Origin of the sequence: Pseudomonas sp. B2021, assembly GCF_018135665.1 — a bacterium.
In the GTDB taxonomy this organism is placed as follows: Bacteria; Pseudomonadota; Gammaproteobacteria; order Pseudomonadales; family Pseudomonadaceae; genus Aquipseudomonas; species Aquipseudomonas lactis.
Genome location: NZ_SMOF01000001.1, coordinates 4,177,779 through 4,198,434, shown reverse-complemented (window position 1 = coordinate 4,198,434; position 20,656 = coordinate 4,177,779). Strand labels below are relative to the sequence as shown.

At 60.4% G+C, this 20,656-nt stretch carries 20 protein-coding genes and 2 pseudogenes; 16 read left to right on the top strand and 6 right to left on the bottom strand.

The features are described from left to right. The first annotated feature begins 164 nt into the window (after positions 1-164). From E1K68_RS18770 to E1K68_RS18755, 4 genes are all read left to right on the top strand, one after another. Positions 165-1,376 (top strand): YeeE/YedE family protein, encoded by a 1,212-nt coding sequence (locus tag E1K68_RS18770; protein ID WP_212614540.1) that lies wholly within the window; start codon positions 165-167, stop codon positions 1,374-1,376. Then, on the top strand, positions 1,366-1,899 hold the full coding sequence (locus E1K68_RS18765; protein ID WP_212614539.1) for a GNAT family N-acetyltransferase: 534 nt from the start codon (positions 1,366-1,368) through the stop codon (positions 1,897-1,899). Before E1K68_RS18770 ends, E1K68_RS18765 begins: the two co-directional genes overlap by 11 nt. A gap of 91 nt (positions 1,900-1,990) precedes the next feature. Continuing rightward, complete coding sequence (locus tag E1K68_RS18760) at positions 1,991-2,533, top strand: isochorismatase family protein (protein WP_212614538.1); 543 nt, start codon at positions 1,991-1,993, stop codon at positions 2,531-2,533. A gap of 4 nt (positions 2,534-2,537) precedes the next feature. Next, the gene (locus tag E1K68_RS18755; RefSeq protein ID WP_169856037.1) at positions 2,538-3,533 is read left to right on the top strand and encodes a helix-turn-helix domain-containing protein; all 996 of its coding nucleotides are present in this window, start codon (positions 2,538-2,540) and stop codon (positions 3,531-3,533) included. Here the strand turns inward: E1K68_RS18755 and E1K68_RS18750 are convergent. Continuing rightward, the gene (locus tag E1K68_RS18750) at positions 3,505-3,675 is read right to left on the bottom strand and encodes a DUF2986 domain-containing protein (protein ID WP_003192693.1); all 171 of its coding nucleotides are present in this window, start codon (positions 3,673-3,675) and stop codon (positions 3,505-3,507) included. The two genes, E1K68_RS18755 and E1K68_RS18750, sit on opposite strands and share 29 nt — an antisense overlap. Positions 3,676-3,787: 112 nt before the next feature. After that, complete coding sequence (locus tag E1K68_RS18745; RefSeq protein WP_003192692.1) at positions 3,788-4,816, bottom strand: alpha/beta fold hydrolase; 1,029 nt, start codon at positions 4,814-4,816, stop codon at positions 3,788-3,790. Positions 4,817-4,955: 139 nt separating this feature from the next. Here E1K68_RS18745 and E1K68_RS18740 point away from each other — a divergent pair, with 139 nt between their 5' ends. Beyond that, positions 4,956-5,414: a MerR family transcriptional regulator gene (locus E1K68_RS18740; protein ID WP_003192690.1), complete on the top strand. Its 459-nt coding sequence runs from the start codon at positions 4,956-4,958 to the stop codon at positions 5,412-5,414. A gap of 61 nt (positions 5,415-5,475) precedes the next feature. On the opposite strand, the gene E1K68_RS18735 is transcribed toward E1K68_RS18740, so the two are convergent. Continuing rightward, positions 5,476-5,763: a DUF6124 family protein gene (locus tag E1K68_RS18735; RefSeq protein WP_086236471.1), complete on the bottom strand. Its 288-nt coding sequence runs from the start codon at positions 5,761-5,763 to the stop codon at positions 5,476-5,478. Positions 5,764-6,455: 692 nt separating this feature from the next. On the opposite strand from E1K68_RS18735, the gene E1K68_RS18730 reads away from it, so the two are divergent. The 3 genes and pseudogenes from E1K68_RS18730 to E1K68_RS18720 all read left to right on the top strand — a co-directional run. Further along, entirely contained in the window at positions 6,456-6,839 is a 384-nt protein-coding gene (locus tag E1K68_RS18730; RefSeq protein ID WP_032900783.1) for an addiction module antidote protein, read from the top strand. Positions 6,840-7,048: 209 nt separating this feature from the next. Continuing rightward, positions 7,049-7,684, top strand: coding sequence for a lytic polysaccharide monooxygenase auxiliary activity family 9 protein (locus tag E1K68_RS18725; RefSeq protein WP_003192686.1), 636 nt, complete (start codon positions 7,049-7,051; stop codon positions 7,682-7,684). 40 nt (positions 7,685-7,724) lie between these two features. Then, a pseudogene (locus tag E1K68_RS18720) lies at positions 7,725-8,726 on the top strand (chitinase); the annotation flags it as partial. 196 nt (positions 8,727-8,922) lie between these two features. On the opposite strand, the gene gudD reads toward E1K68_RS18720, so the two are convergent. Both gudD and E1K68_RS18710 read right to left on the bottom strand, forming a co-directional pair. Continuing rightward, a complete protein-coding gene (gene gudD / locus E1K68_RS18715; protein WP_003192683.1) occupies positions 8,923-10,248 on the bottom strand; it encodes a glucarate dehydratase in 1,326 nt (441 codons plus the stop codon). A gap of 19 nt (positions 10,249-10,267) precedes the next feature. After that, positions 10,268-11,629 carry an MFS transporter gene (locus E1K68_RS18710; protein WP_212614537.1) on the bottom strand — a complete coding sequence of 454 codons (1,362 nt, stop codon included), beginning with the start codon at positions 11,627-11,629 and terminating at the stop codon, positions 10,268-10,270. Between the two features lie 337 nt (positions 11,630-11,966). On the opposite strand from E1K68_RS18710, the gene E1K68_RS18705 reads away from it, so the two are divergent. From E1K68_RS18705 to E1K68_RS18695, 3 genes are all read left to right on the top strand, one after another. Then, the gene (locus tag E1K68_RS18705) at positions 11,967-12,680 is read left to right on the top strand and encodes a FadR/GntR family transcriptional regulator (RefSeq protein ID WP_003192677.1); all 714 of its coding nucleotides are present in this window, start codon (positions 11,967-11,969) and stop codon (positions 12,678-12,680) included. A 10-nt stretch (positions 12,681-12,690) separates the two neighbouring features. Then, positions 12,691-13,386, top strand: a complete 696-nt coding sequence (locus E1K68_RS18700) for a tRNA (adenine(22)-N(1))-methyltransferase TrmK (RefSeq protein WP_212614536.1) — start codon at positions 12,691-12,693, stop codon at positions 13,384-13,386. A gap of 77 nt (positions 13,387-13,463) precedes the next feature. Next, positions 13,464-13,763 carry a DUF3144 domain-containing protein gene (locus E1K68_RS18695; protein ID WP_034136037.1) on the top strand — a complete coding sequence of 100 codons (300 nt, stop codon included), beginning with the start codon at positions 13,464-13,466 and terminating at the stop codon, positions 13,761-13,763. Here the strand turns inward: E1K68_RS18695 and E1K68_RS18690 are convergent. Beyond that, positions 13,733-14,272 carry a hypothetical protein gene (locus E1K68_RS18690; protein ID WP_003192673.1) on the bottom strand — a complete coding sequence of 180 codons (540 nt, stop codon included), beginning with the start codon at positions 14,270-14,272 and terminating at the stop codon, positions 13,733-13,735. The two genes, E1K68_RS18695 and E1K68_RS18690, sit on opposite strands and share 31 nt — an antisense overlap. Positions 14,273-14,403: 131 nt before the next feature. Here E1K68_RS18690 and E1K68_RS18685 point away from each other — a divergent pair, with 131 nt between their 5' ends. The 5 genes and pseudogenes from E1K68_RS18685 (at position 14,404) to E1K68_RS18665 (ending at position 20,497) form a co-directional block, all read left to right on the top strand. Beyond that, positions 14,404-15,030: a glutathione S-transferase gene (locus tag E1K68_RS18685; protein WP_212614535.1), complete on the top strand. Its 627-nt coding sequence runs from the start codon at positions 14,404-14,406 to the stop codon at positions 15,028-15,030. A 235-nt stretch (positions 15,031-15,265) separates the two neighbouring features. Then, a complete protein-coding gene (locus E1K68_RS18680) occupies positions 15,266-16,996 on the top strand; it encodes an OPT family oligopeptide transporter (protein ID WP_212614534.1) in 1,731 nt (576 codons plus the stop codon). 109 nt (positions 16,997-17,105) lie between these two features. Further along, the gene (locus E1K68_RS18675) at positions 17,106-17,846 is read left to right on the top strand and encodes a BPL-N domain-containing protein (RefSeq protein WP_169856044.1); all 741 of its coding nucleotides are present in this window, start codon (positions 17,106-17,108) and stop codon (positions 17,844-17,846) included. A gap of 138 nt (positions 17,847-17,984) precedes the next feature. Next, entirely contained in the window at positions 17,985-19,391 is a 1,407-nt protein-coding gene (locus tag E1K68_RS18670) for an amino acid permease (RefSeq protein ID WP_212614533.1), read from the top strand. Between the two features lie 22 nt (positions 19,392-19,413). After that, positions 19,414-20,497 (top strand): annotated as a pseudogene (locus tag E1K68_RS18665) (GlxA family transcriptional regulator). Positions 20,498-20,656: the final 159 nt, after the last annotated feature.

Here is a 20,656-nt window from a genome sequence, read left to right as displayed (position 1 = left end):
AAAGCGTGATTCCACATACACCGCCGATCCCCTGTGGGAGCTGTCGAGCTTTAGCGAGGCTGCGAAAGCGGTGGGTCAAACAATGAGCCTTTGGGCAATGCCCCCCACCTGATCAAATTGCGTCTGAGGCTATACTTGCCTCCTTCCAACCAATCGAGATCCCCATGAGCACCTCTCTTTCCCTGTCGCCCGGGCGCAAGCCCGTCGCGCCACTGATCGCTTTTGTCATCCTGGTGGCGGGCGCTCTGTTCCTGCAAAACACTGTGGGCGCGCGCCAGGTGTTGTTGCTGGTGGTCGGCGCCGCGCTCGGCCTGACCTTGTATCACGCTGCCTTCGGTTTTACTTCGGCCTGGCGCGTGTTTATCAATGATCGGCGTGGCGCCGGCTTGCGTGCGCAGATGGTGATGCTGGCGGTGGCGGTGGTGCTGTTTTTCCCGGCGCTGGGCGCGGGCACTTTGTTTGGCCAGCCGGTGACCGGGCTGGTGGCGCCAGCGGGTGTGTCGGTGGTGTTCGGGGCGTTTATTTTCGGGATCGGCATGCAGCTGGGCGGCGGGTGTGCGTCGGGCACCTTGTTCACCGTCGGCGGCGGTAATGCGCGGATGTTGGTGACACTGCTGTTCTTTATTTGTGGCTCGTTGATCGCCAGCCATCACGTCGACTGGTGGTTTGCACTGCCATCGTTCCCGGCGGTTTCCATTGTCAAAAGTTTCGGTGTGCTGCCGGCGCTGGTTCTAAGCCTGGCGGTGTTCGGGCTGATTGCAATGGTGACCGTGCGCCTGGAAAAGCGCCGTCATGGTCAGCTTGAACAAGGCGTACAAAGCGAGCACCAAGGGCTGCGTCGCTTCCTGCGCGGGCCGTGGCCGTTGGTGTGGGGCGCGATTGGCCTGGCGTTGCTCAACTACGTGACCCTGGCCCTGGCCGGGCGGCCATGGGGCATTACCTCGGCGTTCGCGCTGTGGGGCGCCAAGGTGGCGAGCGGGCTGGGCGTAGACGTCGCCAGTTGGGCATTCTGGCAAATGCCGGGCAATGCCAAGGCCCTGGCTGCACCGGTATGGGAAGACATTACCAGCGTCATGGATATCGGCATTGTTCTCGGTGCGTTGTTGGCCGCAGGCCTGGCCGGGCGCTTCGCCCCCAGCCTGAACATCCCGCTGCGTTCATTGATCGCGGCGGTGATCGGCGGCTTGATGCTCGGCTACGGTTCGCGCCTGGCCTATGGCTGCAACATCGGCGCGTACTTCAGTGGCATCGCCTCGGGCAGCCTGCATGGCTGGGTGTGGTTGGTGGCGGCCTTTATCGGCAACGGCGTGGGCGTGCGCTTGCGGCCCTTCTTCTTTGCGGGCGAACGGCCCCAGGTGGCATTGAGTGGCTGCTGAGCAGTCCGCCTATATTCGCCTGGCGCGCGCGCAAGATGCCGGTTTGTTGCCCGCCATCGAGCAGTGCGCGGCCCAGGCGTTTCGCGCAATCGAAGGGCTGGCTTGGCTGGCGGATGCCGCGCCGATCGGCGTCGAGTGCCATCGGCAGTGGATCGCGCTATCGACCTGTTGGGTGGTGGTTGATGACCTCGATCACCCTCAAGGCTTCCTCAGCGCAGAACGCTTTGGCGACGACCTGCATATCCATGAAGTGTCGGTTGCTCAGCCGCTCCAAGGCCAGGGCTGGGGGCGCAGATTGATGGAAACGGCGATAGATCATGCCCGCGCCCAACACCTGCGTGCGGTGACGCTGACCACTTTCAAGCATGTACCCTGGAATGCTCCATTCTACCGGCGCCTGGGCTTTGCAATTCACCTCGATCCGCGTCTGGAAACGATCCTGGCGGATGAATACGTCCATGGCTTCGAACCCGGCAGCCGTTGTGCTATGGCGTGCCCGGTGATATATCCGAATCCGTCCTGAAGTAGTCTGCCTTGCGTCTGTCGCGCACTGTAGGTGGTCCTTACCATGGCGTGCATCATTTACCCACTGATGCAAGCCACAAGGACTGTCCATGACCCATAAAGCCCTGATCGTGATCGACGCCCAACATTCCTTCCGCCATTCAACCTACTGGTCCGAAAATGACCTGCCCGACTACCTGGAAAAACAGCAGGCGCTCATCGACGGCTGTGTTCAGCGGGGCATCCCGGTGGTACAAGTCTTCCATGTTGAAGACCAGGGGCATTTCTCCATGCAGTCGGGCAACGTCAGGGCACTGAGCGAGTTGTCGATCAATCCGCAGTTGGTAATCCATAAGCGCTACCACAGCGCTTTGGCCGGTACGCCACTGGCCGCGCGCCTGGTGGAAATGGGCGTCACCACGCTGATCATCAGCGGCATCCGCACCGAGCAATGCTGCGAGACCACCACGCGGCAGGCTTCCGACAGCGGCTTCAAGGTGGATTTTGTCAGCGAGGCGACCCTGACCTTCCCGATGACCCACGCGCGTAGCGGCCGGGTCTATACGCCGGCCGAGATTCGCGAATGCACGGAGTTGGTCCTCGATGACCGCTTCGCCCGCATCGTGACGGTTGCCCAGGCACTGGCGGAGTGAAGTGGTGAGCGTACCGGTGCTGTTCGTGCTATTGCCAAACGTGCTGATGCTCGACCTGGCCGGGCCTGCCGAAGTACTGCGCCTGGCCGCGCAGGTCGACGACCCGGCGGCGGTGGATTTCGACTTGCAATACGTCAGCCCGGTGGCAACGCTGCACACCTCCATCGGCTTGCCGCTGACGGGGCTGGCGCCACTGCCGTCGACCCTGGCCCCCGGTACGCTGGTGGTGTTGGTGGGCTCCACGATGAACGTGTCGAAAGCCCAGCAAAAGGCCTTCGAATCGGCCAGCCATCAGCTCACCCAGTGGTTGCAAAACGTCTTCGCCCCCTCGGCCGAGCGTCTGGTGTGCGTGTGCGCCGGCGCATTGAGTGCCGCCAGGGCCGGGCTGCTCGATGGGCGCCAATGCACCACGCACCATTCTCTGTGCGCCACCCTGCAGGCCCTCGCCCCCGAGGCCCAGGTTCTGGAAAACCGCCTGTACGTCACTGATGGCCCGGTCAGTTGCAGTGCTGGTGTCACAGCAGGTATCGACCTGATGTTGCATCTGGTTGCCGAACTGGCCGGGCCACGCTTGGCGTGCGCGGTGGCGCGAGACATGGTGGTGTACCTGCGCCGCAGCGGCAGCGACCCGCAGTTGTCGCCCTGGATAACCGGGCGTAATCACCTGCACCCGGCGGTCCATCGCGTGCAAGACGCCATCACTGCCGCCCCCTGCGAAGCCTGGACACTCACCCGCATGGCAAGCCTGGCCTGCACCAGCAGCCGGCACCTGGCGCGCCTGTTCCAGGAGCACGTACAGATCAGCCCCTTGGATTACCTGCATCGCCTGCGCGTGGCCGTAGCCCGCGAACTGCTGGCCGAGTCGGACCTGGGCATTGAAACCGTCGCCGAACGCGCAGGCTTTGGTTCGGCGCGGCATCTGCGGCGGATCTGGGGCAAGTATGAAGCGGCCACCCCTTCAGCCATGCGTCTTACTCAGCAGGCGTCTCGGGGGGCGTAACCGAGTCCTGGCCAGCTTCGGTTTCCAGCTTCAAGCGGTCGGCCTTGCTGATGTATCTGTCTTTGCTTTTTGGCGCCAGCTTGGCACTGGCTTTTTTGGCTTTGGCCTTGAAGAGCTGCTGGAGTTTTTTCTGGCGGTTCATGTCGCGATGCCTGAGAGGGAAAGGCGCGGATGATACCAGTTTCAACACATATGACCGGGCCCTGGGTTAATGCCAGTCAGTCAAGGCAGAGGTGGTAACTGTGGCCAGAGATTCAGTGTGCCAAGAACTGGCTGATCAGCGTGATCACCTGCTGCTGGATCACAGGTCGTGGCCGTGCCCCCGGCCCATCCTGACAAATGATGCTGTCGCCCGGCACATCGGCATCAAGCACCGCCGCTGCGCCAGGTTTGCATTGCAACATAAAGCTGAAGTGATTGGCGTCGCTGATCTGCACGTACTGCGTCGAGGCTTTTGGCAGCCGCTTGGCCATGTCGGCCGATTCCATCTGCGCCGGCAAATCCGCTGACGGTACACCCGCCGCTATCACCAACGCCCGCACCGGCAGCGCCGCCAGGCTTGCATCGGTAAACCCGCGAGACAGGCCCAGGTCCAAAGACACCACGGCGCTGACGCGCTTGTCGCTCAAGTCCGCGGCCAATTGCGCCTTCCCGTTCGGAGTGCCCTCAGGGTTCATCTCACGGTAGGCGGTACACGCGACCAGCGTCGGATTGGCGCTGCAGTCCCGGGCAAACAGCGCCGGGTCGAAACGTGCACCGGCCGTCTCCATCACCGTCCAACCCCCGAGGGAATGACCCACCACCGCGATCCGGCCGCTGTCCACCGCACCGAATGGCTCGGGCTGCGCCAACAGCGCATCGATGGCCCGGCTCAAATCCCTGGGCCGTTGCCACAACTGCGCAGCGGCCTCGGCGCTGCGATCTTGGCTGGTAGTGCCCGGGTGGTTCACCGCCGCCACGATATAACCCTGCTGGGCCAGTGCACTGGCCAGCCACGCCTGCTTGCCCCAGTTACCACCGTAGCCGTGGGAGAGCACCACCAAAGGGTGCTTGCCGGGCGTCGGTGCGGCATCAGGTACCGCAAGCACACCAATGAACACCAGGTTGTCGGCGATCAGCTTGGGTTGCGCGGTGGTAATGGCGGGGTACCACACGGCCATCTCCAATGGGCGAATGTTATGAGCGTCGGGGAGGGTAGTGGTTTGGAAACCGATGGGGTTGTCGTTGGCGAGTGCAGGCGCGGCAAGACCTATCAGGAGCAGGGCGGCGAGGATGGCTTTCATTGTTTTTATCGTCCTTGAAATGAAGGACGCAGCATGACCTGAATCGGTCGGTTCAGGTAGAGGGTAACGGGCGCCTTGGCCGCCCAATGACTTTAGGTTTAAAGTCAGCTTTAAGGTCAATGGTTTTTATGGATGGGACATGAGAATAGGCGAGTTGGCAAAAATCAGCGGGTTGGCGGCCTCACGCATTCGCTTCTACGAGGCGAGCGGTCTGATCCAATCGGTTGAGCGTAAGTCCAACGGCTATCGGGACTATGCGCCCGGCACCGAGGCGGTGTTGGAGATCATCACAGGCGCTCAGGCGGCAGGTTTTTCTCTGGAGGAAATCCGGCAGTTAATGCCCAGAAGCGCCGGTGGTTGGCAGCATGACGCGCTGCTCAGCGGGCTCAAGCACAAGGTCGAGGAAATCGAGGTCCTGCAACAACGGCTGGCTCACAACAAGGCTCAGTTGTTGAACGTCATCAAGGGCATCGAAGGTAGGCCCGAGGGCATGGCATGTGCCGAGAATGCGCAGATGCTGATTGATCGTCTGCGCGAGGATGGGGCGGCTCCAGCGTCTTCCAAGAGAAAGAGCGCCCGCCAGGCTTCGAGGGCCTGACCGGCGCAAAGGCGCTGTCGAGTCGTCGTGAAGTCGATCATGACGACTGATGGCTGCAAGGCTAGCTAACCGTTGAAGCACTTTCCCTCGCCATCAATTTGTCCACCAACAAAACACCCAACTCACTCAACTGATGAATCGCCAACGCGACATCGCGCTGTTTACCCGTCAGTTCATCCGACAGATCAAGCAGCAATGCGGTGACCGAGGAAAAGGTTTCGTAGCTGTTGGCGATGAGCATTTCGCTGCTGGCATCGTCGGTAACGCTGAACAGCGAGGAGGAGGGTGGTTGTGCCTGATCAAGCGCAAGGTTTGGATCGTTTGGAGGGTTGGGCGTGACTTTATACATATGCGTAATTCCTGAGTGGGGCCGACACCGTTTCGCTACTAAACGAAAGGGTGGCAGCTGTACGCAGGTTAGTAGACCGGGGAATTACACAAAGCCGGCGCACCCGAAGGCGCCCTACGCACAGCCACCATCAGGCACAGACAGGAATGTCTGATAGATGAAGCTCATGCACTAAGTGTAATTGACCCTCGGGCTACTAAACCCGATCACTGAATTGTCAGCGACCGGGCCACCTTAGAGACGCCCATCCAAGCGCACAAGCCGGCGGATTCTGACGCAACTGTAGGCAATGGAGCAAGGTGGTGAAGCTTGCTGTAGGACGGGTCCACATCAACGCCGGCCCACTCACCCACTCCCTGTAGGAGCGAGCTTGCTCGCGAAAAAATCATAGGCGCCGCGTTCACTCTGGATGCACACCTTATCTTTACGTTCTTCGCGAGCAAGCTCGCTCCTACAGTCGCGACGCAATGTTTCGGTCTTGAGGACATAAGCGCTAATAGTATTGCTCGGCTGCCTGCGCAGCGGCTGGACTAGGATTTTTTCTGGCGGTGCACACCGACATTAAAAATTCACTGGCATCTACAAGAAGTAGCCAGTAGGCTACATTTGAATCTGTGACCAATACGATCGGCGGGACGCCCGAGGAATCAAGCGGGCAAAAGAGATTCTCGATGCCCTGAGAGGTCAATGACATGAGTAAGTCGACATTCAAACCAGAGGACATGCCGATCCTCGAGTTGGATACATCCGGCACCAGCGCCTATGAGGCTTCACGTTTCCTTGATAGCCCGGAAACCATCAGTGCCTATCTTGCGCAAAGCATGGCGTGCCATGACCCACACGTCCTTATGAAGGCGCTGGCCGAGGTTGCCAAGGCCCTGGGTGTAAACAAGGTTGCCGAAGCGGCGGGGGTGAATCGGGAGAGCCTGTATAAAACCCTGAAAGGCGGATCAAAGACACGTTATGAGACGGTCCAGAAGCTGATGTTGGCATTGGGCGTGGAACTGACGGTGCGACCGATTACCGCGACCACCCCTAAAAAAACGGCTGCCATCGGTACAGAGAAGCTGTATTGAAATGCGCATGGTCTTGTAGGAAATCGACCTCTGGTAGCGTAAGGGTTTCCCTATAACACTGTTTATATATCCAGTATTTGCGGGTCTTCGCGCTCATGAACCGAAAATGAGCGAAAAATGCGCCTCTGGCAAAAAAAAGCAACTCCGTTAGGTTGAGGTCCTCTCCTTCAAGAAAGGAGAGTTCTTAATCAAGTGAATGGAGTCACAAAATGAACAAACCACAAACCCAGACACCGCTTCGCCATGGTCGTGTCACATCCCCTTCCAGCCGTGGCGCAGTCGCCGTGGATCTTGGCCTGCTGGAGACCTGGCAGGTCAATGAAATGGAAGGCGGCAAGAACTTCCCGGCACTGACGGCCGGTCCGTTCCCAGCGCCTTATCAAACCGACAGTGACAGTGTCACCCCACCCGCCGACGGCTTCATCCTCAGCGGTGGCAAGACCGATGCGCGTGACTGCGTCAACTTCACCCACGAGGAAATGGCCAAGCAACTCGGCCGCGCTTTCACTTGGCCGTTGCTCAATGTCGAGCCGGGTCAGACCTTCAAGGTCACCTGGGCATACACCGCGCCGCACACCACCCGTGGCTATCGCTGGCTGATCACCAAGGATGGCTGGGACCCGAAACAGCGCATCACCCGCGCACAACTGGAAACCCAGCCGTTCGCTGAAGACTTCTATGCCCAGGTGCCGTACTACAGCCATGCAGGCGAGCTGAAGGCCAAGGTCAATCATGAAGTGAAACTGCCGGCCAATAAAAAGGGCCAGCATGTGATTGTGTTGATGTGGATCGTCGCCAACACCGGCAACGCCTTCTATCAAGCCTTCGATGTGGACTTCAAATAAGCCCGCACCGTTAAACCCACACGTTCTGAAGGATTAGAACATGTCAAAGATTGACTTTACCTCATTGCAATCGCCGCTCAACGATGCCGCTTCGCTGATGCCGAGCATTGCCGGCAAAAAGATCCTCATGGGCTTCTGGCACAACTGGCCTGCCGGCCCGAGCGATGGCTACCAGCGTGGCCAGTTCGCCAATATGAGCCTGGCGGATGTACCAAAGGATTACAACGTGGTGGCCGTGGCCTTCATGAAGGGCAACGGTATCCCAACCTTCAAACCGTACAACCTGTCCGACGCCGAGTTCCGTCACCAGGTGGGTGTGCTGAACAGCCAGGGCAGGGCGGTGCTGATTTCCCTTGGCGGCGCCGATGCACACATCGAACTGCATAAAGGCAACGAACAGCCACTGGCCAACGAGATTATCCGCCTGGTGGAAACCTATGGCTTTGATGGCCTGGATATCGATCTTGAACAGAGCGCGATTGATTTCGCCGACAACAAGACTGTCCTGCCCGCCGCGTTGAAATTGGTCAAGGACCACTACGCAGGTCAAGGCAAACACTTCATCATCAGCATGGCGCCGGAGTTTCCGTACCTCACCACCGCCGGCAAATACGTCGGTTACATCCAGGCGCTGGAAGGCTATTACGACTTCATCGCCCCGCAGTATTACAACCAGGGTGGCGACGGCATCTGGGTGCAGGAGGTCAACAATGGCAACGGCGCCTGGATTGCCCAGAACAACGACGCGATGAAAGAGGACTTCCTGTATTACCTGACCGAAAGCCTGGTGAGCGGAACGCGCGGGTTTACCAAAATCCCGGCAGACAAGTTCGTCATTGGCCTGCCCGCGAACGTCGACGCGGCTGCCACCGGTTATGTGATCAACCCAACAGCCGTGACCAATACATTCAAGCGTTTGCACGACAAAGGATTGTCGATCAAGGGCCTGATGACCTGGTCGGTGAATTGGGACAACGGGATCAGCAAAGACCGCGTGCCCTACAACTGGGAGTTCAGCCGCCGTTATGGGCCGATGATCAATGGCACTGATCTCTCTGGCCTGGAGCAGGATGCGGCGGAGTTCGAGGTCGCTAATCGGCAGTAGCGCAAAGAGGGCTCTGGCAGACGTGCCAGAGGTCAAACCGCTAAGCTTCTGATCTGACTAAAATCCGATGCCTGTTTGGGCATCGGATTTTTTGCGTCACGCTCACATTGCGCTGAGCGCTCCTAAAGCCGATTTACCGCACCAAGCAAGGCCGCTTGTTATCAAAGCCCCAACCCGGAATCAGAAACTGCATCGCCACACTGTCATCCCGCGCCCCAAGGCCCATGCCTTTGTATAGTTCATGAGCCTTGGCCACCGCGTCCATATCGATATCCACACCCAGGCCAGGCTTGGCCGGCACCTTCACATAGCCCCCTTCAATCTTCAACGGTTCGCGCGTCAGGCGCTGACCGTCCTGCCAGATCCAGTGGGTGTCGATGGCGGTGATCTCGCCGGGGGCGGCCGCCGCCACTTGGGTAAACATCGCCAAGGAAATATCGAAGTGGTTGTTGGAATGCGAGCCCCAGGTCAGGCCCCACTCGTTGCACATTTGCGCGACGCGCACCGAGCCTTGCATCGTCCAGAAGTGCGGGTCGGCGAGGGGGATGTCCACTGATTGCAGCTGGATGGCGTGGCCCATTTCCCGCCAGTCGGTGGCGATCATGTTGGTGGCGGTTTTAAGGCCCGTGGCGCGGCGGAATTCGGCCATGACTTCGCGGCCTGAATAACCGTTTTCTGCGCCGCAGGGGTCTTCGGCATAGGCCAGCACATGATGCTGGTCGCGGCACAGGCGGATGGCTTCTTTCAACGACCATGCGCCGTTGGGGTCGAGGGTGATGCGCGCATCGGGAAAACGCTCGGCCAGTGCGGTGACGGCTTCGATTTCCGCGTCGCCGCTCAATACGCCGCCCTTGAGCTTGAAATCGTTGAAACCATATTTGGCCTTGGCCGCTTCGGCCAGGCGCACCACCGCGTCGGCGGTCAGGGCTGTTTCATGGCGCAGGCGGAACCAGTCGTCATCGGCGTCGGCCTCGTTGCGGTAGTCCAGGTCGGTGGCGTTGCGATCCCCCACATAGAACAGGTAGCCGAGCATCTTCACCGCGTCGCGTTGCTGCCCTTCGCCGAGCAGGGCCGCCACCGGCACCTCAAGGAATTGACCGAGCAAGTCGAGCAGGGCGGCTTCCATGGCGGTGACGGCGTGGATGGTGATGCGCAGGTCGAAGGTTTGCAGGCCACGTCCGGCAGCATCCCGCGAGGCAAAGGTACTGCGCATTTGGTTGAGCACGCGCTGGTATTGGCCAATCGGCTGGCCGATCACCAGCCCGCGCGCGTCCTCCAGTGTTTCACGAATGCGCTCGCCGCCTGGCACTTCGCCCACGCCGGTGTTGCCGCTGCTGTCCTTGAGGATGACGATATTGCGCGTGAAGAAAGGGCCGTGGGCGCCGCTGAGGTTGAGCAACATGCTGTCGTGGCCGGCGACGGGGATGACTTGGAAGTGGGTGACTATAGGGGTATTCATGGCAAGTTCCTGACTGGGCTCAAAGGGGTTTGCTGAGAGGGGTGCCGGTGGTCACAGCGCTTGGCGCGGCCGACACGGCAGAAGGTGAAGTCTTGGCGAAGAACACCAGGATGGCCGCCAGCACCGAGGTGCCGGCCAGGCCATACAGCCCGCCCTGGATTGACCCGGTGGTTTGTTCAAGAAAGCCAAAGGTGGTTGGCGCGACAAACCCGCCCAGGTTGCCGATGGAGTTGATCAGCGCGATCACGGCGGCGGCGATGCGCACATCCAGGTAGCCCTGGGGGATCGGCCAGAACAACGAAGACGCGGATTTAAAACCGATGGCCGCAAAGCAAATCGCAACGAAGGCGAAGATCGGCCCGCCCGTGGTGGACATGAACATCCCCGCCGCGGCGATCAACAACGCCGTTGCGACCCAGGCCTGCTGGAACTTGAACTTGCCCGACAGCGAGGCGAACGCGTACATGGCAATGATCGAGATCAGCCAGGGGATCGAGTTGAAGAAGCCCACCTGCACATCACTCAAGTCGCCCATCTTTTTGATGATGCTCGGCAGCCAGAAGGTCGCGGCATAGATCGTCAATTGAATGCAGAAGTACAGGGCGCAGAACAGCAGGATCTGGCGGTCCTTGAGCAGCTTGCCGATGGTTGGTTTGACCGTGGTCAGGGCTTCACGATCACGTTGCTCCTGATCGATAGTCTCCACCAGCGCATCCTGTTCTTCGCGGCTCAGCCACTTGGCATCATGGGGCTTGGAGTCCAGCCAGAACCACACAAAGAAACCCAGCGCCACCGATGCCAGGCCTTCGATGGCAAACATCCATTGCCAGCCGTGCAAGCCCAGCCCTTCAATCTGCAACAAGGCCCCCGACAACGGCCCGGAGATCAATGACGCCACCGCCGAGCCACTGAGGAAGATCGCGATGGCCTTGCCACGCTCCACACAGGGCAACCAGCGGGTGAAGTAATAGATCACGCCGGGGAAGAAACCGGCCTCCGCCACGCCCAGCAAGAAACGCAAGATGTAGAAGTGGGTTTCGTTCTGGATGAACGCCATCAGCGTGGCGACGATGCCCCAGGTGAACATGATGCGGGTCAGCCAGATACGCGCGCCGACTTTTTGCAGCAGCATATTGGACGGCACTTCGAACAGCGCATAGCCAATGAAGAACAGTCCGGCGCCGAAGCCGTAGGCGGCTGCGCCGATGCCCAGGTCATGCTCCATGTGCGTGCGCACGAAGCCGATATTGACCCGGTCGATGTAGTTGAGGATGAACATGACCACGAACAGTGGGAGCACATGGCCCTTCACTTTGCTCACGGCGCGGGCGAGCGCTGAATCACTTTCGGGTGCGGCTGAGGCTGGGCTTGAATGCTTCACGAATGAAAACTCCCCCTGATTATTTTTATGCGGGCTTGGTGTTTTGTTGACGGACATCATACAAGTTGTTTTTTGAAGGCCGCAATCCTGTGAGAGCTGTTTTTGTTCTTATAAGCCGGTATTGAGATTGGCTATTTTGGTTATTTTCCAGATTTTATTGGGTTTTGCCCTACTGGTGACGGCTCGGGGTGTGCGATTCTCTCAAAGCGAAGACAGGCTCGGGTGAGTTGGGATGAGTGTGTTGTCATACAAGCTAGGTGTTTTTCTCCGCCACCCGTCGCCCCGTGCGCTCAGGGTGATAAGCTCCCCCCCAGCCCAACCCCGTGGACCCGTCTCGATGCCGATTAAAAGCACACCGCCTGTGCGTAAACGTTCCGCCAACCTGGCCCAGGGTGTGGTCGAGGCACTGACCCAGCGCATCCGGTTGGGGCAACTCAAGCCGGGTGAAAAACTGCCGTCCGAATCCACCATCGTGCTTGAGCATGGGGTGAGCCGCACCGTGGTGCGTGAAGCCTTGTCCAAGTTGCAGGCGTCGGGGCTGGTGGAGACGCGTCACGGCATTGGAACCTTTGTGCTCGAGCAGCACACGCAGCCAGGCCTGCGCTTGCATGTAGACACAGTCGCCAGCGTGCGCAACATGCTCGAATTGCGCCTGGGCCTGGAAGTGCAAGCGGTGGCCTTGGCCGCGCTGCGCAGGAGCGAGGCACAACTGGCCCACATGCGCCAGGCGCTGGACGACTACCAAGCCTCCCTGGCCAATAACGACAGCTGTGTGGAGGAGGACAAGCGCTTTCACCAACTGATCGCCGAAGCCACCGGCAATACATTTTTCACCGACATCATGCAGCACCTGGGCACGGCGATGATTCCGCGCACCCAGGTGAATGCCGTCGAGCGCGGCGGCGCGGACTTTGCCCAACTGGGGCAGTTGGCGAACCTGGAGCACGAGGCGATCTATAACGCCATCAAGCGCCAGGACCCAGACGCCGCGCGCGCGGCCATGGTGCTGCACTTGACCAACAGCCGGGATCGATTTTCCGGGCACTCTTAAGGAATCACCGTTGAACGAACACACCTTGTCTCAGCGCCTGGAGCGCGTGGCCGCGCACATACCGGCGGGTGCCCGCCTGGCCGATATCGGCTCGGACCACGCCTACCTGCCGGTGGCCCTGATACACCGCGGCGCTATTGCGGCGGCCGTGGCGGGGGAAGTGGCCGCTACACCGTTTCAGGCGGCCAACCGTACCGTGGCCGACAACGGCCTGGCGCAGCACATCACCGTGCGCCTGGCCGATGGTTTGGCGGCGATTCAAGCCTGCGATGACATTACCGCTGTCAGCCTGTGCGGCATGGGCGGCGAGACGATCCGCGACATTCTCGACAGCGGCAAGGCGCACCTCAATGGCCGGGAACGCTTGATCCTGCAACCCAACGGCGGCGAGCAACCCCTGCGCCAATGGTTGATGGACAACGGCTACCAGATCCTGCACGAGGAGCTGCTGCGGGAAAACCGCTTCTACTACGAAATCATCGTCGCCGAACGCGCCGAGACGATGACCTATACCGCCGAGCAACTGTACTTCGGCCCGCTGCAAATGCAGGCGCGTAGCGAGGATTTTTTGGCGAAGTGGCAACGTATATTGCGCGAGAAACGCAAGACATTGGCCAGCCTCGAACAAGCGCGGCAGGCGGTGCCCGAGCAAAAAGTGCAGGAGATCGTGCAGCAGGTGAAGTGGATCGATCAGTTGCTCGCCTGAGCGACATCTCCCACATTAGAACTGTGATCCCCGGATATGCTCCAATAGCCGCATCATCAGCTCACCAGGAACCCGCCATGGCCGACACCACGGACCAAGCCTTCTACGACCGGGCAGACGCCCATATCGAACTGTCCAACGAACAGCTCAAGACCTGCGAAAGTCTCGGCGAGGTCAGCGCGTCAATGATGTTCGGCACCACACGCTTCAATGCCTGGGCCAGTGCGCGCAACTTCAAGTCCGGCGCCGAAATGGCGGATGCGCGGGAAGCGATGTTGAAGTATTTCTGCGACCAGTACCGGATGATGCTTGAGGATAACCTGGATGATCACATCAATAATTTCAGTCAGTACATGCGGGTGAACCCACAGGGTTGATCTGCGCATTTCAGGAACTCGTCTACTTCCTGTGCGTTGCGCAAGTGAATCACTGGAATCTGCGGCCCGATGTTCATGCGCGCCGCTTCAATGCCGGGTCGGCTCACCCGATCGTAGTTCCAGCAAAAGCTCAGGAAGTTCAGAAACTCCCTGTCCAGTTTCTCCTTGCAGCCTGCGGGCTTATCTGCACGCGGCCGGTCCAGCAAGCTGCGCATAAGCACTCGTCGCAAGCAGGTGGTGCGAGGTATGTCGAGCCATATGATGAGGTCTGCGCGCGGCAGGCGTAGATCGAAAGTCCGTCGGGCGTAATTGCCTTCACAGACCCATCGGTCCGATGCAATCGCTTGCCGGACCCGCGCGCGGAAGACCTCATTGTCGGCCTCCACCCAATTAGGCTCCCAGAACAATCTGTCCAGATGCACTACGGATAAATTCAGGCACCTGCCAAGGTCGCGGGCCAGGGTTGATTTGCCACTGCCTGCGTTACCCAGTATCACGATGCGTTGCATGTGCAGTCCTTTGCTGTGGAACAGTCGAGCCTTGAGCGATATTACGTGATTTGCTCTTTAGGCGAACAACATTCAGGGCACTTCACCTCCGACGTGTAGTCTTCTGCTTATCCCTAACGGAGCTGTCCGCTATGATCACTGTCCATCACCTCAACAATTCTCGCTCACAACGCATTCTCTGGATACTTGAAGAACTGGGCCTGCCCTACGACATCAAGCGCTACCAGCGTGACGCCAAGACCAACCTGGCGCCGCCTGAACTCAAGGCCATCCCCCCCCTGGGCAAATCCCCGGTGATCGAAGACGGTTCCCGCGTGCTGATCGAATCTGCCGCAATCATCGACTACCTCATCCGCCGCCACGGCAACGGCCAACTGCAACCCGACCCGGCCACCGACGCCTACGACAGCTATGTGCAATGGCTGCATTTTGCCGAAGGCTCGGCCATGCTGCCGCTGATGCTCAACCTCTACGTCGGACGCCTGGGTGAAGCGGGTGCACCGCTGCATCCGCGGATCGAATCGGAACTGGCCAACTACCTGGGCTACCTGAATGATGTGCTGGGCCACACGCCGTACCTGGTGGGCGACGCACTCAGCGGCGCGGATATCCAGATGAGCTTTATCGGCGAAGTCGCCCAGGCCCAGGGCAAATTGCAGGCCTACCCGAACCTGGCCGCGTGGCTGCAAAAGCTCCAGGCGCGCCCGGCATACCGCAAGGCGGTGGAGCGGGGCGGGGAATACGCGTTCGCCAAATAGCGGGCCCACCGACACCGCCTCCTGTAGGAGCGAGCTTGCTCGCGAAAAACGTAAACGATAACGCGTGTTTCCTGGATGAACGCGGCGCCTTTGGGTTTTTCGCGAGCAAGCTCGCTCCTACAGAAGGTGACCGGGGCTTGTCCCTTACCGGTTTAACCCGCTTTGGCAGGTGAACCTTCGAGTCTCCCAGCGCTCACTTAAGAGGTGGCACTGGCTTTTCTCGAAAGGAATCTGCATGCACTCCACCTCGTCAATCGCGCCTGTAGAGCGCGAACTGAGCCTGCGGGCAGTCATCACCGGGATCGTGCTGGGTATCCTGCTGACCCCTTCCAATGTCTACGCAGGCTTGAAGATCGGCTGGTCGTTCAATATGTCGATCATCGCCTTACTGATCGGCTATGGCCTCTGGCAAGGCATGGCCCGGCGTTCCGGTGAACACCTGCCGTGGACCCTGCACGAGAGCAATATCAACCAGACCGTGGCCTCTGCCGCGGCGTCGATCATTTCCGGCGGGCTGGTCGCGCCCATCCCGGCGTATACCCTGCTGACGGGTAACCAACTGGCAGCGCTGCCGATGATTGCCTGGGTGTTTTCGGTAAGTTTCCTGGGGATCTGGATCGCGTGGTACCTGCGGCCGTCATTGCTCAATGACAAGGCACTGAAGTTTCCCGAAGGCATGGCCACCCTGGAAACCCTGCTGCACATCTACAACCATGGCCGCGAAGCCGCCACGCGCTTGAAAGTGCTGCTCGGCGCGGCGCTGTTGTCCGGGCTGGTCAAGTGGGTGGATACCTTCATGTGGGCCTTCCCGCGCTGGTCGCCGAACGCCCAGTTGGAGCGCCTGACCTTCACCGCCGACCCCTCCCTGCTGTTGCTGGGGTTCGGCGGCATCATCGGCATTCGCGTAGGCCTGACCCTGCTGCTCGGCGCCTTGCTGGCATGGGGCGGGCTGGGGCCGTGGCTGTTGGCCAATGGCTTGGTGAGCCTGCCCGCCGACAGCAGCGGCCCACAATTTGCCGCGCTGGTGGAGTGGCTGCTGTGGCCCGGGGTGAGCCTGATGGTGTGTTCCACCCTGGCGTCCCTGGCGATTCGCCTGTGGGCGTTGCATCGCTCAACCCGAGCGACTGGCGGCACGCCCTGGGCGGTTCCCAAGCCTGGGCCTGTCGTGGGGTTCGCCTTGGCGATCGCGCTGGTGGTGAGCCTGCAAGCGCTGTTGTTCGGTATCAACCTTGGGATGGCGCTGCTGACCATTCCCCTGGCGATCTGCCTGGCCGCCGTGGCGGCGCGGGTGGTGGGGGCAACCGGTATTCCGCCGATTGGCGCCATCGGGCAACTGTCCCAACTGAGCTTTGGCATCGTTGCGCCGGGCCAGGTGCCGATCAACCTGATGAGCGCCAACACCGCCGGCGGTTCGGCGGGGCAGTGCACGGACCTGATGAATGACTTTAAGGTGGGCAAGGCGATTGGCGCGACGCCGCACAAACAGGTTATCGCCCAGATTCTCGGGATTTTCGTCGGCAGCATCGTCGGCGTATTCGCGTACCTGGCGCTGATCCCCGACCCTCAGACCATGCTGCTCACCGAACAATGGCCGGCCCCGGCCGTCGCCACCTGGAAAGCCGTGGCCCAAACCCTGACCCACGGTTTGGATTCACTGTCCCCCAGCATCCGCTGGGCCATCGGCATTGCAAGCTTGTTCGGCGTGCTGCTGGGCATCCTCGACAGCACATTACCCACACACCGCGCCCGCTACCTGCCGAGTGCGGCAGCCTTGGGACTGGCGTTTGTCTTGCCTGCATCGGTGTCGCTGATGATGGCCCTGGGCGCGATCATGACCTGGGCCGTGAGCTGTCGCTGGCCAAGTGTGACGCAGCGCTTTGCGATCACGGCAGCGGCGGGGCTGATCGCCGGTGAGAGTATTACCGGAGTAGGCGCGTCGTTATGGCAGATGCTGGGAAACGGATAAATGGCCGAGCTGGATTTACAACTCTTCACGAATTCAAAAGGCTCATCGTTATAGGCTTGGCGCTGCCACGTCTGGATCAACCCCATTCAACTGACCGTTGAGCCTACCCATGAAACTGCCTGCCCTCGCTGCCACGTTTCTCGCCTTTGCTACGCTGCATCCTTTACCCGTACATGGCGCAGGCCCCATCACCCATGTCGCCATCTACCGTGGCTTGGCGGGTTGCCCGGATTGCTCGGAAAACGTGAAAACCGCCCTGCAGCGCTTGAACCCCAATTACCAGATCGACTTCGTTGGCGCCGACGAACCCATCGACATCACCCCGCAAACCCTGGCGCGCTACGATCTCTACGTGCAACCCGGCGGCGGCCAGGACATCCCGGCCGCCCTCGACAGCCTGGGCGATGCGCGTGCCGAAGCTATCCGCGATTACGTCGCCAAGGGCGGCCGCTACCTGGGCCTGTGCATGGGCGCCTACCTGGCCGACGACAACAACCTCGGCCTGATCCCCCAGGCCCTCGACACCGAAGCCGGCCGTCCCGGTTTTGAAGTGGCCGGCATTGAAGACGCCGCCGTGCGGGTGACGTGGGACGAGCAGCCTGACTCTGTGTTCTATCAGGACGGCCCGTATTTTCCCAAAGCCAGCGCCGCTGCGCCCTACAAGGTCATCGCTACTTACCACAATGGCGATGTAGCGGCGGCGCGGTACACCTACGAACGTGGCGTGGTGGTGCTGAGCGGGCCGCACCCGGAAGCTGGGCGGGAGTGGTTCGAAAATGCCGATATCGAGCTGAGCAAGATGCCGCATGGCGAGCTGTTCGGGTCGTTGATACGCAGCGCGCAAGAGTAGGGCGCGCCGCCCGTTACTTCAGGGGGCCACCATTCCCCATGTCGATATCAGGCACGATGGTGGCGTAACCAGGCTACTTGTGCCTGGCCTCGGGCACTTAAGGTGAAGGTCATTGGCCGCCCGAGAACAACAAAAACAATGACTAGCCTCAACTGCAACGATTCCAACGGTCAGCTGGCGCAGGGCTTCAAGCCGCGTCACGTGACCATGTTGTCCATCGCCGGCATCATCGGCGCGGGGTTGTTTGTCGGCTCCGGACACGCCATCGCCGCAGCGGGGCCGGCGGTTTTACTGGCTTATCTGTTTTCCGGCCTGCTGGTGGTGCTGGTCATGCGCATGCTGGGGGAAATGGCGGTGGCGCGCCCGGACACCGGCTCGTTTTCCACCTACGCTGACCAGGCCATCGGCCCCTGGGCGGGTTTTACCATTGGCTGGTTGTATTGGTGGTTCTGGGTGCTGGTCATTCCCATCGAAGCCTTGGCCGCCGGGCATGTGCTCAACCAGTGGTTCCCTCAGGTCGATGCGTGGCTGTTCGCCTTGGTCTCAATCGTGTTGCTGGTGATCACCAATCTGTTCAGCGTGGCCAAATACGGCGAGTTCGAATTCTGGTTCGCCATGGCCAAGGTGATTGCCATCATCGGCTTTATCGGCCTGGGTTTCAGCGTGCTCATGGGCTGGATCCCGGATCGCGAAGCCAGCGGCTTGAGCCGCTTGATGGAAGAACATGGCGGGTTTGCCCCCAACGGCCTGTCGGCGGTGGTAGGCGCGTTCATTACCATCATGTTCAGCTTCATCGGCACTGAGGCGGTGACCATCGCCGCAGCGGAATCGAGCAACCCGGCCCAGAACATCGCCAAGGCCACGCGTTCGGTGATCTGGCGCATCGGCGTGTTCTACCTGTTGTCGATCTCCGTTGTGATTTCCGTGGTGCCCTGGAACGACCCGCTGCTGGCCTCCGTGGGTTCCTATCAGCGTGCACTGGAAATTATGAACATCCCCAACGCCAAGTTCATGGTCGATGTGGTGGTGTTGATCGCGGTAGCCAGTTGCATGAATTCCTCGATCTACATTTCCTCGCGCATGTTGTTTTCCCTGGGCAAACGCGGCGATGCGCCACCGGCACTTAAAATCACCTCGAAGGCGGGCGTGCCCCGGGCGGCGGTGATCGCCAGCACCATCATCGGTGCGGGCGTTACGTTGCTGAGCTACTTCATGCCGGCCGGTCTGTTCCAGTTCCTGCTCGCCAGCTCCGGCGCCATCGCGTTGTTGGTGTACTTGGTGATCGCTATCTCGCAACTGCGTATGCGCCGCTTGCTGCTTCGGCAAAACGTCGAGTTGACCTTTCGTATGTGGCTGTTTCCCTGGCTGACTTACCTGGTGATCGTGTTCATCTGCCTGGCCCTGGGGGTGATGATGGTGACGCCCGAGCACCGCACCGAAGTGTCCTCGACCATTGGCCTGGCGTTGGTGATTTCCTTCATCGGCCTGGTTACGGCGCGCCAGCACAACCAGGCACCCAAGCCGGTGGCGCTGGAACATTCCTGATCACGCCTGTGGGGTAGCGGTGATGGAAACCGAGGCACCTGTTTGCCAGACCATCGGCTTTTTGCTGCTGGACCAGTTCACCCTGATATCGCTGTCATGTGCGGTCGAGCCGCTGCGCATGGCCAACCAATTGGCGGGCGAAGAACTACCGTTGGCAAACCCTGAGCCTGGACGGCCAGCCGGTGTGGGCCAGCGATGGCGTGTCGGTGACCCCGGATGCGTGCGCGCAGGACCAGCGCGGCTTCGATGCGGTGATCGTGTGCGGCGGCGTCGGCATTCAACAGGCTATCAGCCCTGCGCTCATCGCCTGGTTGCGCAGCCAGGCGCGCCTGTACTGCAAACGCCTCGGCGCGGTGTGCACCGGCAGTTGGGCGCTGGCCCAGGCGGGGTTGCTCGATGGCTTCCAGTGCAGCGTGCATTGGGAGCTGATGGCGTCGATGCAGGAGGCGTTCACCCGCGTCAAGGTCAGCTCCAGCGTATTCACGCTCGATGGCAACCGCTTCACCAGCTCCGGCGGCACTGCACCGCTGGACATGATGCTGCACCTGATCGGCCGCGATCACGGGCACACGCTGTCGGCGGCGATTTCCCAGATGTTCGTGTACGAGCGCATTCGCAACGAGCGCGACCACCAACGCGTACCGCTCAAGCACCTGCTCGGCACGCAACAGCCCAAGCTGCAAGAAGTGGTCGCCCTGATGGAATCCAACCTGGAAGAACCCATCGACCTCGACGAACTGGCCGCCTATGTTCACGTGTCACGCCGCCAGTTGGAGCGCATGTTCCAGAAGCACCTGTACTGCACGCCATCGCGCTATTACCTCAAGCTGCGCCTGACCCGTGCGCGCCAGTTGCTGATGCAGACGCCCATTTCGATTGTCGAACTGGCGGTGATTTGCGGCTTTGTGTCCACGCCGCATTTTTCCAAGTGCTACCGGGATTTCTTCGGCGTGGCGCCCAGCGATGAGCGCTCGGACATGCGCCTGCAACCGCCGCCTGAGCTACGGCCCGAGGTGCAAGCCCGGGCCTCGCAAAGGCCCAGGAATGTACTGGAGCAGGCGCGCGACGAGCCGACGTTTGCCACGGTGCAGATTCAAAGGCGATAGGGCTTGGGGCACGCGATGCAGAGTGTTTGGCCCCCTGTGTAGACGGCGCCCTTGCCATAAGTATTGCCACAACTTGGACGCTGTGGAATTGCCCCAATGCCAGTTGTAGGAGCGAGCTTGCTCGCGAAAAACTCACAGGCGCCGCGTTCATTCAGGAAG

Bases quoted from the DNA above. Each gene is read 5' to 3' on its own strand.
- E1K68_RS18680 (WP_212614534.1), top strand. From the start codon at position 15,266: ATGCACTCCACCTCGTCAATCGCGCCTGTAGAGCGCGAACTGAGCCTG.
- E1K68_RS18735 (WP_086236471.1), bottom strand. From the start codon at position 5,763: ATGTATAAAGTCACGCCCAACCCTCCAAACGATCCAAACCTTGCGCTT.
- E1K68_RS18705 (WP_003192677.1), top strand. From the start codon at position 11,967: ATGCCGATTAAAAGCACACCGCCTGTGCGTAAACGTTCCGCCAACCTG.
- E1K68_RS18695 (WP_034136037.1), top strand. From the start codon at position 13,464: ATGGCCGACACCACGGACCAAGCCTTCTACGACCGGGCAGACGCCCAT.
- E1K68_RS18685 (WP_212614535.1), top strand. From the start codon at position 14,404: ATGATCACTGTCCATCACCTCAACAATTCTCGCTCACAACGCATTCTC.
- E1K68_RS18760 (WP_212614538.1), top strand. From the start codon at position 1,991: ATGACCCATAAAGCCCTGATCGTGATCGACGCCCAACATTCCTTCCGC.
- E1K68_RS18690 (WP_003192673.1), bottom strand. From the start codon at position 14,272: ATGCAACGCATCGTGATACTGGGTAACGCAGGCAGTGGCAAATCAACC.
- E1K68_RS18725 (WP_003192686.1), top strand. From the start codon at position 7,049: ATGAACAAACCACAAACCCAGACACCGCTTCGCCATGGTCGTGTCACA.
- E1K68_RS18745 (WP_003192692.1), bottom strand. From the start codon at position 4,816: ATGAAAGCCATCCTCGCCGCCCTGCTCCTGATAGGTCTTGCCGCGCCT.
- E1K68_RS18740 (WP_003192690.1), top strand. From the start codon at position 4,956: ATGAGAATAGGCGAGTTGGCAAAAATCAGCGGGTTGGCGGCCTCACGC.
- E1K68_RS18730 (WP_032900783.1), top strand. From the start codon at position 6,456: ATGAGTAAGTCGACATTCAAACCAGAGGACATGCCGATCCTCGAGTTG.
- E1K68_RS18670 (WP_212614533.1), top strand. From the start codon at position 17,985: ATGACTAGCCTCAACTGCAACGATTCCAACGGTCAGCTGGCGCAGGGC.
- E1K68_RS18770 (WP_212614540.1), top strand. From the start codon at position 165: ATGAGCACCTCTCTTTCCCTGTCGCCCGGGCGCAAGCCCGTCGCGCCA.
- gudD (WP_003192683.1), bottom strand. From the start codon at position 10,248: ATGAATACCCCTATAGTCACCCACTTCCAAGTCATCCCCGTCGCCGGC.
- E1K68_RS18675 (WP_169856044.1), top strand. From the start codon at position 17,106: ATGAAACTGCCTGCCCTCGCTGCCACGTTTCTCGCCTTTGCTACGCTG.
- E1K68_RS18750 (WP_003192693.1), bottom strand. From the start codon at position 3,675: ATGAACCGCCAGAAAAAACTCCAGCAGCTCTTCAAGGCCAAAGCCAAA.